This is a genomic window from Pseudobutyrivibrio sp. JW11, assembly GCF_900115355.1.
GTDB classification, from domain to species: domain Bacteria; phylum Bacillota; class Clostridia; order Lachnospirales; family Lachnospiraceae; genus Pseudobutyrivibrio; species Pseudobutyrivibrio ruminis.
In genome coordinates, this window is sequence record NZ_FOWB01000009.1 from 74,877 (window position 1) to 89,813 (window position 14,937).

The window sequence follows — 14,937 nt, forward strand, 5'->3', positions numbered from 1 at the left end:
ATGTTTAAATATCATATTATTGCACTTTTATTAGGAACCATATTGGATTATGTATTTGGAAATATATATTGCATGTGGAATCCTTTCGACACAATTAAAGATTGGGTGAAGTTTTTGGACAGAGCCTTGCTGGGAGATGAGATTATCCTTTTGGAGAAGTCAAAGCAGCGCAACCTTGGGGCTTGGTTGATTATTCTCGTTGTATTTCCAGTATTTGCCGGCATTACCTTTTTTACAATGCTTACATATGAAATCCACCCATGGTTTGGTTTGCTTTTTGAGGCCCAGGCCAGCTACTTTTGTTTGAATTTCAATAGATTATATTATGGTGGCCTTGGCGTAGTTGCAGATTATTATGGAAACGGTGTAGCTGCAATGAAGCACACTGCCAGCATTTTGATTGGACGTCAGGTGGAAGTTGATACAGAAGAAGGCATAACATCCGATACTATTACCTACATTGCAAACGAAGCGTCGGATAGCGTGCTGTCACCATTGTTTGTAATGTTTTTGTTTGGTCCTGTTGGCGGATTTGTCTACAGAGCCCTTGATATTATAGAAGGCCAGATTGGCACCTTCGAAACAGGCACATACAACGCTAGATACGATTATTTTGGTCAGCCTATTGTAAAGCTTAATTCAATAATTGATTATTTGCCATCAAGATTTAGCGGTGCTCTTGTAGTGTTTTGCGCAAGACATACTTTCGGCGGATTCAACGGCAAAAACGCCAGATTCATTCATCTACGAGATAGAAAAAAAGCTATTTCTGCTTTTGCAGGAGCTTTGGAAATCGGGTTGGATGATGGCAAGATAGGAGATTTTGATAAGCCAATCCAGGCATCAGATATAAATAAAGCAGTAAATCTACTGAAAAATAGTTTTATGGTATGCCAGGCATTTTTCGTGATTTTATTGTTATTTTTCTGAATTACGGGTGGAATTTAAAAATACTTTGGATTATAATTTAACCAAGTATGTAATATAGGTTTAATTGGCTATAAATATTGTGATTAGGAGGAATTGCTATGTCTGCATTTTTATCTAGTTTTGCAAGTTATCTGATTAAAATGATCATACTAGTTGCTATAGGTGTTTGTGGCGGTTTTATTGGAATTAAGCTCCGCCAGTCTAGCGACAGGAAGAAGGGTGTTTCTGAGCAAGTAACAGAGGCTTCTTCCGAAGAATAATATTTGGAGGACTATTGTTTTGAATACCGGTGTTAATGATTTACGACGCGCCTACTTGGAGTTTTTTGAGAGCAAGGGTCACCTTTGCCTCAATAGTTTTTCTCTTGTACCACATAATGATAACAGCTTATTGCTTATCAATGCTGGTATGGCACCACTTAAGCCATACTTTACTGGACAGGAGATTCCACCTCGTAGACGCGTTACAACATGTCAGAAATGTGTTAGAACAGGAGACATTGACAATGTAGGTAAGACGGCTCGCCATCTTACTTTTTTTGAGATGCTTGGTAATTTCTCATTTGGTGATTATTTCAAGCATGAGGCAATTGCCTGGTCATGGGAATTCCTTACAGAGGTTCTCGAACTAGACAAAGACAGACTTTATCCTTCTATCTACGGAGAGGATGAAGAAGCCTTCGAAATCTGGACAAAGGAAATCGGTGTAGCTCCAGAACGCATCACTCGTTTCTATCGTGATCCAGAGACAGGCGAATGCGACAATTTCTGGGAGCATGGTGCTGGCCCTTGCGGTCCTTGCTCAGAGATTTACTATGATCGTGGAGAAAAATACGGATGCGGCAAGCCAGATTGTAAGGTTGGTTGCGATTGCGACCGCTACATGGAGGTATGGAATAACGTATTTACTCAGTTTAATGGCGATGGCCATGGCGGCTACGAAGAATTGGAGCAGAAGAACATCGATACAGGTATGGGTCTTGAGAGACTTGCTGTAGTTATGCAGGATGTTGATTCTGTTTTCGATATCGACACTATGAAGGCAATCCGTGACAAGATCTGCGAGATGTCAGGAAAGAAGTATCAGGTAGATGCTCTTGACGATGTTTCAATCCGTCTTATCACAGATCATATCCGTTCATCTACATTCCTTGTATCTGATGGTGTTACACCTTCAAACGAGGGTAGAGGATACGTACTTCGTCGTCTTATCCGTCGTGCAGCAAAGCATGGTCGTGCACTTGGAATCCAGGGCACATTCATGGCTAAGCTTGCAGAGACAGTTATCAATGAATGTAAGGATGGTTATCCAGAGCTTTGGGAGAAGAGAGAGTACATCTTCAAGACTCTTACAGCTGAGGAAGACCAGTTCAATAAAACTATCGACAAGGGTCTTGAAATCCTTGCTGGTATGGAAGAGAAGCTTGTTGCTTCTGGTTCAAAGGAGCTTTCAGGAGAGGATACATTCAAGCTTTACGATACTTACGGATTCCCTGTAGATCTTACAGCAGAAATCCTTGAGGAAAAGGGATTCAGCTACGATGCTGCTGGATTCGAAGCTTGCATGGAAGAGCAGAGACAGAAGGCTCGTGCTGCTCGTAAAGAGACAAACTACATGGGTGCTGACGCATCTGTTTACGATGATATCGATTTAAATGTTACTTCTGAGTTTGTAGGCTACGACAAGACTACATCAGAATCAACAGTTACTGTTCTTACAACAGAGACAGAAATCGTTGATACTATCGCAGAAGGAACAGTTGGAACAATTATCGTTCCTGAGACACCATTCTACGCTACAATGGGTGGTCAGATTGGTGATACAGGTATCATCTCTACACCAAACGGTGAGTTTGAAGTAAAGGATACTATCAAGCTTAAGGGTGGCAAGATCGGCCACGTAGGTCAGATGGTTTCTGGTATGATCAAGGTTGGCGATAAGGTTACTCTCAAGGTAGACGATGCTCGCCGTGCTCGTATCTGCAAGAACCACTCAGCTACTCACCTTCTTCAGAAGGCACTTCGTGAGGTACTTGGTACACACGTAGAGCAGAAGGGTTCTTACCAGGATGCTGACAGAACACGTTTCGATTTCTCTCACTTCTCAGCAATGACAGATGAGGAAATTGCAAAGGTTGAAAAGATGGTAAATGACAAGATTGCTGAAGGCCTTGAGGTTACAACAGCTATCATGTCAATTGACGAAGCTAAGAAGAGCGGTGCTATGGCTCTCTTTGGTGAGAAATATGGCGACGAAGTACGCGTAGTAAAGATGGGAGATTTCTCTACAGAGCTTTGCGGTGGTACACACGTTGCAAATACATCAGAAATCTCAGCATTCAAGATTCTTTCAGAGTCAGGTGTTGCTTCAGGTACACGTCGTATCGAGGCTATCACAGGTGCTGCTGTATTCGAATACTATGCAGATATCGAAGCTAAGCTTAATGCTGCAGCTGCTGCTCTCAAGTGTCAGCCAGCAGATGTTGAGGAAAAGATTGCACATCTTCAGAAGCAGCTCAAGGAGGCAAACTCAGAGCTTGAGTCTATGAAGGCAAAGGCTGCACAGGCTGCTGTTGGTGATGTTATGGATTCAGTTGAAGAGGTTAATGGAGTTAAGCTTCTTGCTACTTCAGTTGCTGGAGTAGATATGAACGGACTTCGTGACCTTGGCGACGACCTTAAGACAAAGCTTGGCGAGGGCGTTATCGTTCTTGCATCTGATTGCGATGGCAAGGTAAACCTTGTTGTTATGGCTACAGATGAAGCTCAGTCAAAGGGTGCACACGCTGGTAACCTTGTAAAGGCCATTGCACCTAAGGTTGGCGGTGGCGGCGGTGGTCGTCCAAACATGGCTCAGGCTGGTGGAAAGAATCCAGCAGGCATCCCAGATGCCCTTGCCGAAGCCAAAACCGTATTAGCAAGTATGGTCTAAGAGTTGTATAAATTGCGTCTTCAAAATCTAGGCAAGCGCGAGGAGGAAGGCTCCATATGAGATAGGAAGGAACCCCGAAGGGGGAGGTTGCCTAGCGAAATATGGAAGGTGGCCTCCGGGAGCATGTAAGAGTAGGTAGACGCAATAATATAAAAATATAGTTGACAAATACTTGATTTATGCTAAAATGCTTGTTAGTGCTTTAGAGTATTAAGTACAAGTCCCCAGATGGAGGGAGGTTAGGAATAGACTATGTCATATGTTACAGTTAAAGAAAACGAATCATTAGACAGCGCTCTTCGTAGATTTAAGAGAAACTGTGCTAAGGCTGGTATCCAGCAGGAGATTCGTAAGCGTGAGCACTATGAGAAGCCTTCAGTAAAGCGTAAGAAGAAGTCTGAGGCTGCTAGAAAGCGTAAATTTTAATTAAAATTTATGTTTAAGAATTTATGAAATCATGGCCTGTACCAGTTTTGGGTACAGGCTATTTTTCGGTTTACGTAAAGTATATTATTTTGGAGGTTATATGGCACGTTCAGTTGAAGAAGAGATTAAGAGACGTCGTACTTTTGCAATTATTTCCCATCCCGATGCAGGTAAGACTACCCTTACAGAAAAATTCCTTCTATATGGAGGACAAATCAATTTAGCTGGTTCAGTAAAGGGAAAAGCTACAGCAAGACATGCAGTATCTGACTGGATGGAAATCGAGAAGGAGAGAGGTATTTCCGTTACTTCTTCTGTTTTGCAGTTCGAGTACGATGGCTATTGCATAAATATCCTCGATACACCTGGACACCAGGATTTCTCCGAGGATACATATAGAACACTTATGGCTGCTGATTCTGCAGTCATGGTTATCGATGCATCAAAGGGTGTTGAGGCACAGACTAGAAAGCTTTTCAAGGTTTGTGTTATGAGACATATCCCTATTTTCACGTTCATCAACAAGATGGACCGTGATGCAAACGATACTTTCGAGCTTCTTGACGATATCGAAAATGAGCTTGGAATCGCCACAGTTCCTGTTAACTGGCCAATCGGCTCAGGTAAGGGATTCAAGGGTGTATATGATAGAAATGAGCGCACTGTGCGTATGTTCTCTGACACACAAAAGGGTACAAAGCAGGGTGAGGAGCGTATTCTTTCTATCGATGATCCTGCTCTCAAGGATGAAATCGGACAGGAAAAATACGATCAGCTTATGGAAGAGCTTGAGCTTATCGATGGAGCTGGTGCTGAGTTTGATCAGGAGCTTGTTACAAAGGGTGAGCTTTCACCAGTATTCTTTGGATCTGCTCTTACAAACTTTGGTGTTGAGACTTTCCTTGAGCACTTCCTTAAGATGACATACAGCCCACTTCCTAGAAAGAGTGATGCTGGCGAGATTAGCCCATTCTCTGAGGATTTCTCAGCTTTCGTATTTAAGATTCAGGCTAATATGAATAAGGCTCATCGTGATAGAGTAGCATTCCTTCGTGTTTGCTCAGGTACATTCGACGCCACAAAGGAATATTTACATGTTCAGGGTGGTAGAAAGGCTAAGCTTTCAGCACCTCAGCAGATGATGGCTGATGAGCGTAAAATCGTAGATAAGGCTTATGCTGGCGATATTATTGGTGTATTCGATCCAGGTCTTTACAGCATTGGTGATACATTCACATCTGCTAAAAAGCCATTTAAGTTCGAGGGTATCCCAACATTCGCTCCAGAGCATTTTGCCCGCGTACGTCAGATTGATACAATGAAGCGTAAGCAGTTCATGAAGGGAATCACACAGATTGCCCAGGAAGGTGCAATCCAGATTTTCCAGGAGTTTAATACAGGTATGGAGGAAATCATCGTAGGTGTTGTTGGTGTTCTTCAGTTTGATGTATTAAAATATAGATTGAACAACGAATACAACGTTGAGATTGCTCTTGAAAACTTACCTTATGAGCATATAAGATGGATTGAAGGAGACTACGATTTAGATAAGATTTCTGGTACATCTGATATGAAGAAAATCAAGGACTTAAAGGATAGACCACTTCTTTTATTTGTAAATTCTTGGTCTGTTGGAATGGTTCAGGATAGAAACGAAGGATTAGTTTTATCTGAATTCGGTACAAATTAATGACTATAAACGAAGCTGCTATTGATAGAAAAAATAACCTTAACATAATTCGACTTATTGCCAGTCTTATGGTTGTGTATATGCATGCCTTTGCGATTTGCATTGCTGATCAGTCAAAGGATGTGTTTTACACACTTACCAACCACAAGGCTTTGGCTGGTGGAATTGCGGTGTACATTTTTTTCATCATTAGTGGCTTTTTAATTTGCAGAAGTTTCGACAGAACGAAGAGCGTAGTGAAGTATTTCAAGGCTCGTTTTCTTCGTATTTGGCCACTGCTTTTTGTGGTTGTGATGATTATGGCGTTTGTGCTGGGCCCAATTCTATCGGAATATAGCTTTGAGCAGTATATGCAGGGTGATATTCTTGGTTTCCTAAAGAATATTTTCTTTATTCATGACACCACCACTTTGCCAGGCGTGTACAATTACCACTATAATCACAGCTTAAACGGCTCTTTATGGACTTTGATGTACGAAGTAATGTGGTATGTCATTGTGGCCGTCATTTCGCCTCTATGGAAGCGATTCAAGGCATCTGGAATACTTATGGTTGTGGCTTTAGGTGGCATCTATATTCTTTACACATACAACAGCCCTGGGGACATCGGTCCACTTACAGCAAGCTTCATGCTGAATTTTTCTAAGCTTGGTATGTTCTTTGCAATGGGAATGTGCTATTACCTGTTCGGGGATTATATCAAGATTTCCTGGAAGATAGCACTGGTTGCTATTGCAGGGCTTGTTCTTGGAATTTTATTTGCAGATTTCATTATCACATTTTGCATTTTTGGATCTTACATTATTTTTTATCTTGCATTCCAAAAGCGTTTTGTGGCCACATGGTACGATAAAGTAGGAGATTTGTCCTACGGAATATACATTATGGCGTTCCCAATCCAGCAGACATTAGTGGAGTGCATCGGCACACCTACAGAAATTTACCACACCATGTCTATGGATCCTTATTTAAATATGTTGTACACATTACTAATCGTTATACCGCTGGCTTGGATAAGCTGGCATTGCATCGAAAAGCCTTGTTTGAGGCTAAAATAAAGCTTGACGATGTTTTTCATACCGTGTATATTATTGGGCAGTGACTTATGTCACTGTCTTTTATTTTTTTCGAATTTTTTTATCCCATTTTTTGTTGACATTTATAAACAGGTTCACTATTATTATATTAAAGAAACGAACAGTTGTTCCGAACGGAGGTTTTATAAAATGGCAAACGAAGATAAGCTTAAAGCATTAGATGCTGCGATTTCGCAGATAGAAAAGCAATATGGAAAGGGCTCAGTTATGAAGCTGGGTGAGGGAGCTAACATCCAGGTAGAAACAGTTCCTACTGGCTCAGTCAGCCTTGATATTGCACTTGGACAGGGTGGTTTCCCTAAGGGACGTATCATCGAAATCTACGGTCCAGAATCATCTGGTAAGACTACACTTGCACTTCACGCAGTTGCTGAGGTTCAGAAGCAGGGTGGTATCGCAGGCTTCATCGATGCAGAGCATGCTCTCGATCCTAAATACGCAAAAGCAATCGGTGTAAACATCGATGATTTATATATTTCACAGCCTGATAACGGTGAGCAGGCACTTGAAATCACAGAGACTATGGTTCGTTCAGGAGCTATGGACATTATCGTTGTGGATTCAGTTGCAGCCCTTGTACCAAAGGCAGAAATCGACGGAGATATGGGTGATTCTCACGTAGGTCTTCACGCACGTCTTATGTCACAGGCTATGAGAAAGCTCACAGGTATTGTTGCAAAGACAAACTGTGTAGTTATCTTTATCAACCAGCTTCGTGAAAAGGTTGGTGTTATGTTCGGTAACCCAGAGACTACTACTGGTGGTCGTGCTCTTAAGTTCTATGCATCAGTTCGTATTGATGTACGTCGTATCGAAGCATTAAAGCAGAACGGCGAGGTAATCGGAAACAGAACACGTGCCAAAATCGTTAAGAACAAGGTAGCACCTCCATTCCGTGAGGCAGAGTTCGATATCATGTTTGGCGAGGGAATCTCTCGCGAGGGTGATATCCTTGATGTTGGTACAAACCTCGACATCATTCAGAAGTCTGGTGCTTGGTATGCATACCTTGGCGAAAAGATTGGCCAGGGCCGTGAGAATGCCAAGATGTACTTAAAGCAGAATCCAGAGGTTCGCGAGGAGATTGCAGAGGCAATCCGCGAGCACTATGCAGAAACTGACGAGAGCGAAGTTGGCCTTGTTGGTGGTGAAAAAGAATCTGATATTCCTACAGAGGTTATTGAATAATCATGGAAGTATTATCTCTTGTTAAATTAACAAAGGGAAGAGCAAAAATCTGTCTCGCTGGCGGGGCAGATTTTGTTCTATATAAAAAAGAATACGAAAGCTACGGTATCGAAGAAGGGGCGGATTTACCGGAGGATAAATACCAGGAAATCATTACCGAAATCATCATTCCTCGTTGCAAGAAGCGTGCCCTTCACCTGCTGGAAAAGCAGGACCGTTCCGAGAAAAATCTTAGGGATAAGCTTCGTGAAGGTGGATACTCTTCGGATGTAATTGACATCGCTATCGACTACATCAATGAATACGGCTATTTGGACGACGCCAGGATGGCAGCTAGCCACATTCGTTTCTATCAGGATTCCCGTAGCAAACAAAGGCTCAAGCAGGACTTAATTGGCAAGGGCATTTCTAGCGATGTTATCGACAGAGTTTTGGAAGAGGAGTACACCGGGGATGAGTCAGCTCTTATAGAGCGTATCCTTGAGAAAAAGCATTACGATAAGGAAAATGCCACCTACGAAGACAGAGCCAAAATCTATCGCTTTTTAATGGGCAGAGGTTTCTCGTCAGATGCTATCAACAGGGTACTAAAATAGACCTTAGGCTCCACTATATATGGTATACACATGCTTGACATAGACCATTTATACAGTTAAACTAAATGTGTTGATGTTTATAAATGAGGGCATTATAGCTTTTATTTTATATTCCAATTAGAAAATTAAATAAGGAGGTGCTCCTGTGAACGCAGTAACGATGATTATTGTTGCACTTGTCGTTGCCGTTGTTGCAGTTGTTATCACTCTTGCTGTTTCAAACAAGATTCATGAGACACAGGGCAGAAACAAGATTGGTTCTGCAGAGGAGAAGGCTCGTGAAATCATTGATGAGGCAGTTAAGAATGCGGAGGCTAAAAAGAGAGAGGCTATGCTCGAGGCGAAGGAAGATGCCATGAGACAGAAGAACGATCTCGACAAAGAAATCCGTGAGCGCCGAGCAGAAATTCAGAGAAGTGAGCACAGATTATCTCAGAAAGAAGATAACCTTGATAAAAAGCTCGATGCAGTTGAAAAACGTGAGGCTGAATTCGCTCGTCAGGAACAACAGCTTAACAAGCAGCGTGAGGAAGTTGCAAAGCTTAATCAGCAGCGTGTGCAGGAACTAGAGAGAATCTCAGGACTTACCTCCGAACAAGCAAAAGAACAACTTTTAAAATCTGTAGAAGAAGATGTCAAATTAGACGCAGCAAAACTTATTAAGGAAAGCTTAGCTCAGGCAAAGGATGAGGCTGATAAAAAGGCACGTGAGATAGTAGTTAGTGCTATTCAGAAGTGCTCAGCAGATCATGTTGCAGAGACTACTATTTCAGTAGTACAGCTTCCTAATGATGAGATGAAGGGAAGAATCATTGGTAGAGAGGGTCGTAACATTCGTACTCTTGAAACTATGACTGGCGTAGAATTAATTATTGATGATACACCAGAAGCAGTTATCTTATCTGCATTTGATCCAGTAAGACGTGAGATTGCACGTATTGCTTTGGAGAAGCTCATTGTAGACGGACGTATTCATCCAGCTAGAATTGAGGAGACAGTAGAAAAGGCTAAGAAAGAAGTAGAACAGCAAATCCGCGAGGAAGGCGATGCAGCTGCACTTGAGGTTGGTGTTCAGGGTATTCACCCAGAGCTTCTTAGACTTCTTGGAAAGATGAAATTTAGAACCAGCTACGGTCAGAATGTATTAAAGCATTCAATTGAGGTTGCTCAGTTATCAGGATTACTTGCTGCAGAGCTTGGTCTTGATGTTAGAGTAGCAAAGCGTGCAGGTTTGTTGCATGATATTGGAAAGGCAGTAGATAGAGAGCAGGAGGGTACTCACGTACAGCTCGGCGCAGATCTTTGCCGCAAGTACAAAGAGTCTCAGACAGTTATCAATGCTGTTGAGGCACATCATGGCGATGTAGAGCCAGAAACTCTTATAGCTTGTATTGTACAGGCAGCTGATACAATTAGTGCAGCTCGTCCAGGTGCAAGACGCGAGGCTATGGAGACATACACAAACAGATTAAAAGAACTTGAAGAAATTTCTAACAGCTTTAAGGGTGTTGAAAAGTCTTTTGCTATTCAAGCAGGTAGAGAGATTCGTATCATGGTGGTTCCTGAACAGGTTACAGATGCCGATATGGTCATCATGGCGAGGGATATTTCAAAGCAGATTGAATCACAGCTCGAATATCCTGGACAGATTAAGGTTAACGTAATTCGTGAATCACGAGTTACAGACTACGCAAAGTAAAAACTTAGCGGGTGGATATCCACCCGCTTTTTTTGAACCCATTTTTAGGAAAATATTAAATTAGGGGTTGATTTAATCAATACAAAGTATTAGAATACTACCATAATGAAAAGCAACAGGGAGAATATGAATGAGTACTAGATTGAAATGTGCGATTTTGCTTTTATTATGTGTCTTGATGACTTCGGGAGCATATTATTTTAGTATGAAATACACTAATCCTCAGCATGGCACGTCGGGCTATGTAAAGGATTTGATGCCGCCTGATTACGATATGGATTTTGATGTGGAAGCCAATAGAGGAAAAGTAGTTGAGGCATCTGTAGGGTCAATTTATTATTATGCTAATGGCGCAAGTCCTACTGATGACATCTGTTATCAGGGATGCGTCAAAGATAAATATGATGAGCAAGAGGAATATTTTCCTCGTTACTATATAGTCATAAGTGATTCAAATATGGATTCTTCAAATGAGATTGTAGTCAGGATAGACGATGAACTTTACGACGAATTAGAAGTTGGTGATTATGTTCATGGAATTGGAACAGTTGAGTATTCATATGATTTAGAAAATCATTATACAGATGTATGGGTGACATCTAGTTCATATAGAGCTAAGAAAGGTAAAGATGACCAATATCCTTCTAAGTATGGTTATAAATCTGTAAAAGAGTTACAAGAGATGATAGGGCAGCCTGTTAATCGGCCTGTATACAAGACCACAGGAATTTTGCTTTTGGTGGAAGAGGAATATAGAGTATATCCGGATTTGGATAGCTTTAAGCAATCCCCAGGTGTGTATGTGACTGTCCAAGGTAACCGATACAGCGGAAGCGACGATTCCCTATATTCACTGCTGGGACAGGAGATAACAGTCCAAGGAATAATGGGATACGATGATGACATTTATATGTACAAAGGATTTTTGGTTGAATAATAAATGAAAATAGCAAATAGATTAAAGAATATATTATTAATAGTAGTATGTGTCTGTATATGCATCGTAGCAATCCAATTTATTATATTAAAAGTGGCACCACCATACAGGGTGTTGTGTGCAAGAGCATATTTTCAAATCAGATATGGTGAGCATACAGAAGATGCAGGACAAAATCGCAGAAAAGAATATTTACGTTTGGATGATGGAAATCTAATATCTTATAAAGAAAACTGGATTGGTATTGTAACTAGTGATAATTACAAAACTTATGCAAGCGGCAAGGAATTGGCAAAGGAAGTGCAGGCGGTGGCAGATAATTATTTTGAAGATTGCCATGTAGTCTATAGCCCTTTTGCGGATTATGCCATTAATATGGATGATTTCTGCACAATCTTATTGCAAATACCTGAGCAGGGGCCTAATTCTGATGAGGATACAGTAAAGGCTTGCCTGCAAGAATGTGGCGGATTGAACGCTGACATCCAATACGAAGTAAGCTGCACATTGTTGCCTCAAAACATATATGACGGTACAAAGGATATTACGATTTATCCTGCCGATGGATTTGTAGAATATGGGAATTATAGTAATTCCGATATTTACATGAGTATGATAGAGGAATTTGGAACAGCAGATTTTATTTCAATACGTTTAAATGGCTTTATTTGTGGCTATGTTGAATCAGAAGATGGTGAGCCACATACAATGTTTGAAGAATATGATTAATATTAGAATATAAGGAGAATGATTATGGAGAAAATTGAAAGAGTAAAGAGAGAGCTAGTACATAAGGGAGCAATCCTTGATATTTACGAGGATACTGTTAGGCTTCCTAATGGAAAGGAAGAAAAGTGGGATTTTGTCAGCCACAGAATGGGGGCAGCTTGCGTATTGGCTGTTCATCCTAGCGGCAAAATCATCATGGTGCGCCAGTACAGAAACGCACTTGATAGATTTACACTTGAGGTGCCAGCTGGAAAGCGTGATTCAGTAAATGAAGATACCAGCATTTGCGCAGCCAGAGAGCTTGAGGAGGAGACAGGATTCAGAGCGGGAAAGCTTGAAAAGCTCTTATCACTTAAATCTACAGTAGCATTCTGCGACGAATTTATTGATGTTTATTTGGCTACAGATTTGAAAGAAATCGGAGAGCAACATTTGGATGAAGCAGAAGATATTGATATCGAGCTTTATGACTTGGAAGACCTTCTTGTTATGTGCTATTCAGGTAAGCTCCAGGATGCCAAGACTGTTGCTGCTATCATGGCCTACGCAGCAAAAATGAACTAGATATCTTCTTTAAGGAAGCGCTTTTGCTTCCTTAAGTTTTAATATGGGAGAAACAATATGTATGAAAGAGATGAGAATAAAGCTGGAGTTCACCGAGTTTTTATATTTTTAGTAGGATTGCTTGGCGTGGGAATTTTTTTATTCGGAGCTTACAATACTGTGCTGACTTATTTATATCTAAAATGGGGGCTTTGGAATAACAATTACTTCGCATTTACGATAGGCATTTATGGCATCATATCCATTATTGGATTGATTACAATATGGAGTGCAGTCAAGCTTCGTCATAAGCTACTTCCTAATGAAATTGATATTGAAAGAAATCTTGAAAAATCAGAAAAGATTGCAGATATTAGAGAAGCCAGGGAGAAAAAAGCAGCGGAAAAGCAAGCAGAAATCGATGCTAAGAATCGTGAGAAAAGAGCAATTCTTGCCCAGGAGCGAGCTGCTAAGTATCAGGAAAATCTTCGCAAGGAAGTAGAAAACGAAAAGAAGAATGCTGAGCGTGGCAAGAAGCCGGAGTTTACAAATTATGTGGCTCGTCACTACAGCGATAAGATGGAGCTGATTTCTACAAGTAAAATGTATCTTTGGTATTATCTTAGGATTATTGCTGGATTAACGTTGATGGTTGGAACAGTGGTGTTTGGAGTTAAATACACTAGCTTTGCTGGCTCAACATACAATGGCATGTTCTACTTTATGCTGTTTTTGATGGTTGTATTCTTTTGGACAGGGCTTCTTATGTTCTTTGGCGCAATAGGAACGCTGGCTCGTCTAAAGACTAGTTACATTGTTAGCTATAAGGATAAGCTTTATGTCTTTAGATTGAAGTGGATCAGAATTGAAGAGGCTGCGTCAATTGAAGGCGTACTTGCTCATTCTGTCGTTGGTAAGCTTATAAATTCATTTGCAGTTTATGCAGCTATAGGTGAATACAGCGATAAGTTTAGACAAGTTATCGATTCAGAAAATATTAATGACAAGGTGATGGGCATGATGGGTGGCTATGAGTTTGATAGCTTGGTAGAGCTGCTGCCAATTAACAGCAAAGCCATGCCTGTAAGTGTAAGAAAGCTTTATTATAAAGCATATGTGAAAGCAGTAGGATAGCTTCTTAGGGGAGATGCTTATATAAAAAACTGGCGCATACCTAAGTGGGCAAGCAAATAGGTATACGCCATTTTCATTTCTGAAGTGGGCAAGCAAATCAGAATATGAAAAAATGGTGCCAAAATAGAATCCCCGCTTAGGGACTCTATTCTGACACCATTGTCTGAAAAAATATTACTATATCAGATAATTAAATGCAAGAATAAAATGCCTATACACTTTGTATGGATGACATCTTGAATATAGGTTAAAAAATGGTGAAATAATTTTAAGTATCTACTATAATTGTTTAGTATGGCAATAAAGTGTTGTAATTGGGGCACAAATAGACTGTGGAGTTTGTAAAATGATGAGAAATAAAACAATAATAGTATCTTTGATAAGCATAATAATGTTAACCTCCTGTGGAAAACCAGAGAGTGTTCATAAAGAGGCAGAAGATAATAATTTTAAAGAGAACGTAGTAACAGAAAATAATCAGCAAGAAGACGTTCAGGAAGAAGTTGTAGAGGATAATGCTACAAAGTCATTTAAGGATTATTTTTATGCAGATGAGGATAATGAGTACACATATAAAGTTATAGAATTCTTAGATGAGGATGTTTCCGAGGTTTCAGTTGAAGTTAAGAAATTAGATGAATATGACAATGGAAATGTATACGCAGTAAATATTGAGTATGATGACTGTCCAGGCAGATATTATTGGGGAACAAGCGATAGATTTAATATTGGTACTTTTTATGTAACAGAAGAGAGTATCTATGTGTTGTTTGATAGAACAGATACGCCAACTGAAGAGGATTTTATTGAAAGTGGATATATTATCTGTTCACAAGATATGGAACAAAACGTAGATGGTCAGTTAACAAGAATTACAAATGATGGTGATACATGTACGTGCTTATTAAGTAATACATTAACCGAAAGCGGATTTTATTCTGAATATGAATGGACCAAGGGAAAAGGTTTGACATATTTCAGGTCAGGATATGGTGCAGAGGGTGAACCGATTGAGATTAAGATGCAAAATGAATAAA

The 14,937-nt window shown here is 40.4% G+C and carries 14 protein-coding genes; all 14 read left to right on the top strand.

The annotated features are described in order from the left end of the window. On the top strand, positions 1-930 hold the full coding sequence (locus BM102_RS09335; RefSeq protein WP_090481334.1) for a cobalamin biosynthesis protein CobD/CbiB: 930 nt from the start codon (positions 1-3) through the stop codon (positions 928-930). A gap of 98 nt (positions 931-1,028) precedes the next feature. Continuing rightward, positions 1,029-1,190 carry a hypothetical protein gene (locus tag BM102_RS14345; protein WP_177175544.1) on the top strand — a complete coding sequence of 54 codons (162 nt, stop codon included), beginning with the start codon at positions 1,029-1,031 and terminating at the stop codon, positions 1,188-1,190. 19 nt (positions 1,191-1,209) lie between these two features. Then, the gene (alaS, locus tag BM102_RS09340; protein WP_330388606.1) at positions 1,210-3,861 is read left to right on the top strand and encodes an alanine--tRNA ligase; all 2,652 of its coding nucleotides are present in this window, start codon (positions 1,210-1,212) and stop codon (positions 3,859-3,861) included. Between the two features lie 252 nt (positions 3,862-4,113). Then, positions 4,114-4,287: a 30S ribosomal protein S21 gene (gene rpsU / locus BM102_RS09345; RefSeq protein WP_028236498.1), complete on the top strand. Its 174-nt coding sequence runs from the start codon at positions 4,114-4,116 to the stop codon at positions 4,285-4,287. 100 nt (positions 4,288-4,387) lie between these two features. Continuing rightward, complete coding sequence (locus BM102_RS09350; protein ID WP_090481340.1) at positions 4,388-5,977, top strand: peptide chain release factor 3; 1,590 nt, start codon at positions 4,388-4,390, stop codon at positions 5,975-5,977. Beyond that, positions 5,977-7,035 (top strand): acyltransferase family protein, encoded by a 1,059-nt coding sequence (locus tag BM102_RS09355; protein ID WP_090481343.1) that lies wholly within the window; start codon positions 5,977-5,979, stop codon positions 7,033-7,035. The genes BM102_RS09350 and BM102_RS09355 overlap by 1 nt, the downstream gene beginning before the upstream one ends. Before the next feature lie 168 nt (positions 7,036-7,203). Then, entirely contained in the window at positions 7,204-8,262 is a 1,059-nt protein-coding gene (gene recA / locus BM102_RS09360) for a recombinase RecA (RefSeq protein ID WP_044937726.1), read from the top strand. A 2-nt stretch (positions 8,263-8,264) separates the two neighbouring features. Beyond that, positions 8,265-8,858, top strand: coding sequence for a regulatory protein RecX (locus BM102_RS09365; protein ID WP_090481347.1), 594 nt, complete (start codon positions 8,265-8,267; stop codon positions 8,856-8,858). Between the two features lie 160 nt (positions 8,859-9,018). After that, positions 9,019-10,557 (top strand): ribonuclease Y, encoded by a 1,539-nt coding sequence (gene rny, locus BM102_RS09370; protein ID WP_044937730.1) that lies wholly within the window; start codon positions 9,019-9,021, stop codon positions 10,555-10,557. A gap of 130 nt (positions 10,558-10,687) precedes the next feature. Continuing rightward, positions 10,688-11,494 carry a hypothetical protein gene (locus BM102_RS09375; protein ID WP_143085482.1) on the top strand — a complete coding sequence of 269 codons (807 nt, stop codon included), beginning with the start codon at positions 10,688-10,690 and terminating at the stop codon, positions 11,492-11,494. A gap of 3 nt (positions 11,495-11,497) precedes the next feature. After that, a complete protein-coding gene (locus tag BM102_RS09380) occupies positions 11,498-12,223 on the top strand; it encodes a hypothetical protein (protein WP_090481353.1) in 726 nt (241 codons plus the stop codon). Between the two features lie 24 nt (positions 12,224-12,247). Further along, positions 12,248-12,787, top strand: coding sequence for an NUDIX hydrolase (locus BM102_RS09385; RefSeq protein WP_090481356.1), 540 nt, complete (start codon positions 12,248-12,250; stop codon positions 12,785-12,787). Between the two features lie 57 nt (positions 12,788-12,844). After that, the gene (locus tag BM102_RS09390; RefSeq protein ID WP_090481360.1) at positions 12,845-13,900 is read left to right on the top strand and encodes a hypothetical protein; all 1,056 of its coding nucleotides are present in this window, start codon (positions 12,845-12,847) and stop codon (positions 13,898-13,900) included. 346 nt (positions 13,901-14,246) lie between these two features. Continuing rightward, complete coding sequence (locus tag BM102_RS09395; RefSeq protein ID WP_090481363.1) at positions 14,247-14,936, top strand: hypothetical protein; 690 nt, start codon at positions 14,247-14,249, stop codon at positions 14,934-14,936. The last annotated feature ends 1 nt before the right edge of the window (position 14,937 follow it).

Excerpts from the sequence above, each read along its gene's own strand:
- BM102_RS09385 (WP_090481356.1), top strand. The coding sequence starts at position 12,248 with ATGGAGAAAATTGAAAGAGTAAAGAGAGAGCTAGTACATAAGGGAGCA.
- BM102_RS09365 (WP_090481347.1), top strand. The coding sequence starts at position 8,265 with ATGGAAGTATTATCTCTTGTTAAATTAACAAAGGGAAGAGCAAAAATC.
- rny (WP_044937730.1), top strand. The coding sequence starts at position 9,019 with ATGATTATTGTTGCACTTGTCGTTGCCGTTGTTGCAGTTGTTATCACT.
- BM102_RS09355 (WP_090481343.1), top strand. The coding sequence starts at position 5,977 with ATGACTATAAACGAAGCTGCTATTGATAGAAAAAATAACCTTAACATA.
- BM102_RS09380 (WP_090481353.1), top strand. The coding sequence starts at position 11,498 with ATGAAAATAGCAAATAGATTAAAGAATATATTATTAATAGTAGTATGT.
- BM102_RS09390 (WP_090481360.1), top strand. The coding sequence starts at position 12,845 with ATGTATGAAAGAGATGAGAATAAAGCTGGAGTTCACCGAGTTTTTATA.
- BM102_RS09335 (WP_090481334.1), top strand. The coding sequence starts at position 1 with ATGTTTAAATATCATATTATTGCACTTTTATTAGGAACCATATTGGAT.
- BM102_RS14345 (WP_177175544.1), top strand. The coding sequence starts at position 1,029 with ATGTCTGCATTTTTATCTAGTTTTGCAAGTTATCTGATTAAAATGATC.
- recA (WP_044937726.1), top strand. The coding sequence starts at position 7,204 with ATGGCAAACGAAGATAAGCTTAAAGCATTAGATGCTGCGATTTCGCAG.
- BM102_RS09375 (WP_143085482.1), top strand. The coding sequence starts at position 10,688 with ATGAGTACTAGATTGAAATGTGCGATTTTGCTTTTATTATGTGTCTTG.
- BM102_RS09350 (WP_090481340.1), top strand. The coding sequence starts at position 4,388 with ATGGCACGTTCAGTTGAAGAAGAGATTAAGAGACGTCGTACTTTTGCA.
- BM102_RS09395 (WP_090481363.1), top strand. The coding sequence starts at position 14,247 with ATGATGAGAAATAAAACAATAATAGTATCTTTGATAAGCATAATAATG.
- rpsU (WP_028236498.1), top strand. The coding sequence starts at position 4,114 with ATGTCATATGTTACAGTTAAAGAAAACGAATCATTAGACAGCGCTCTT.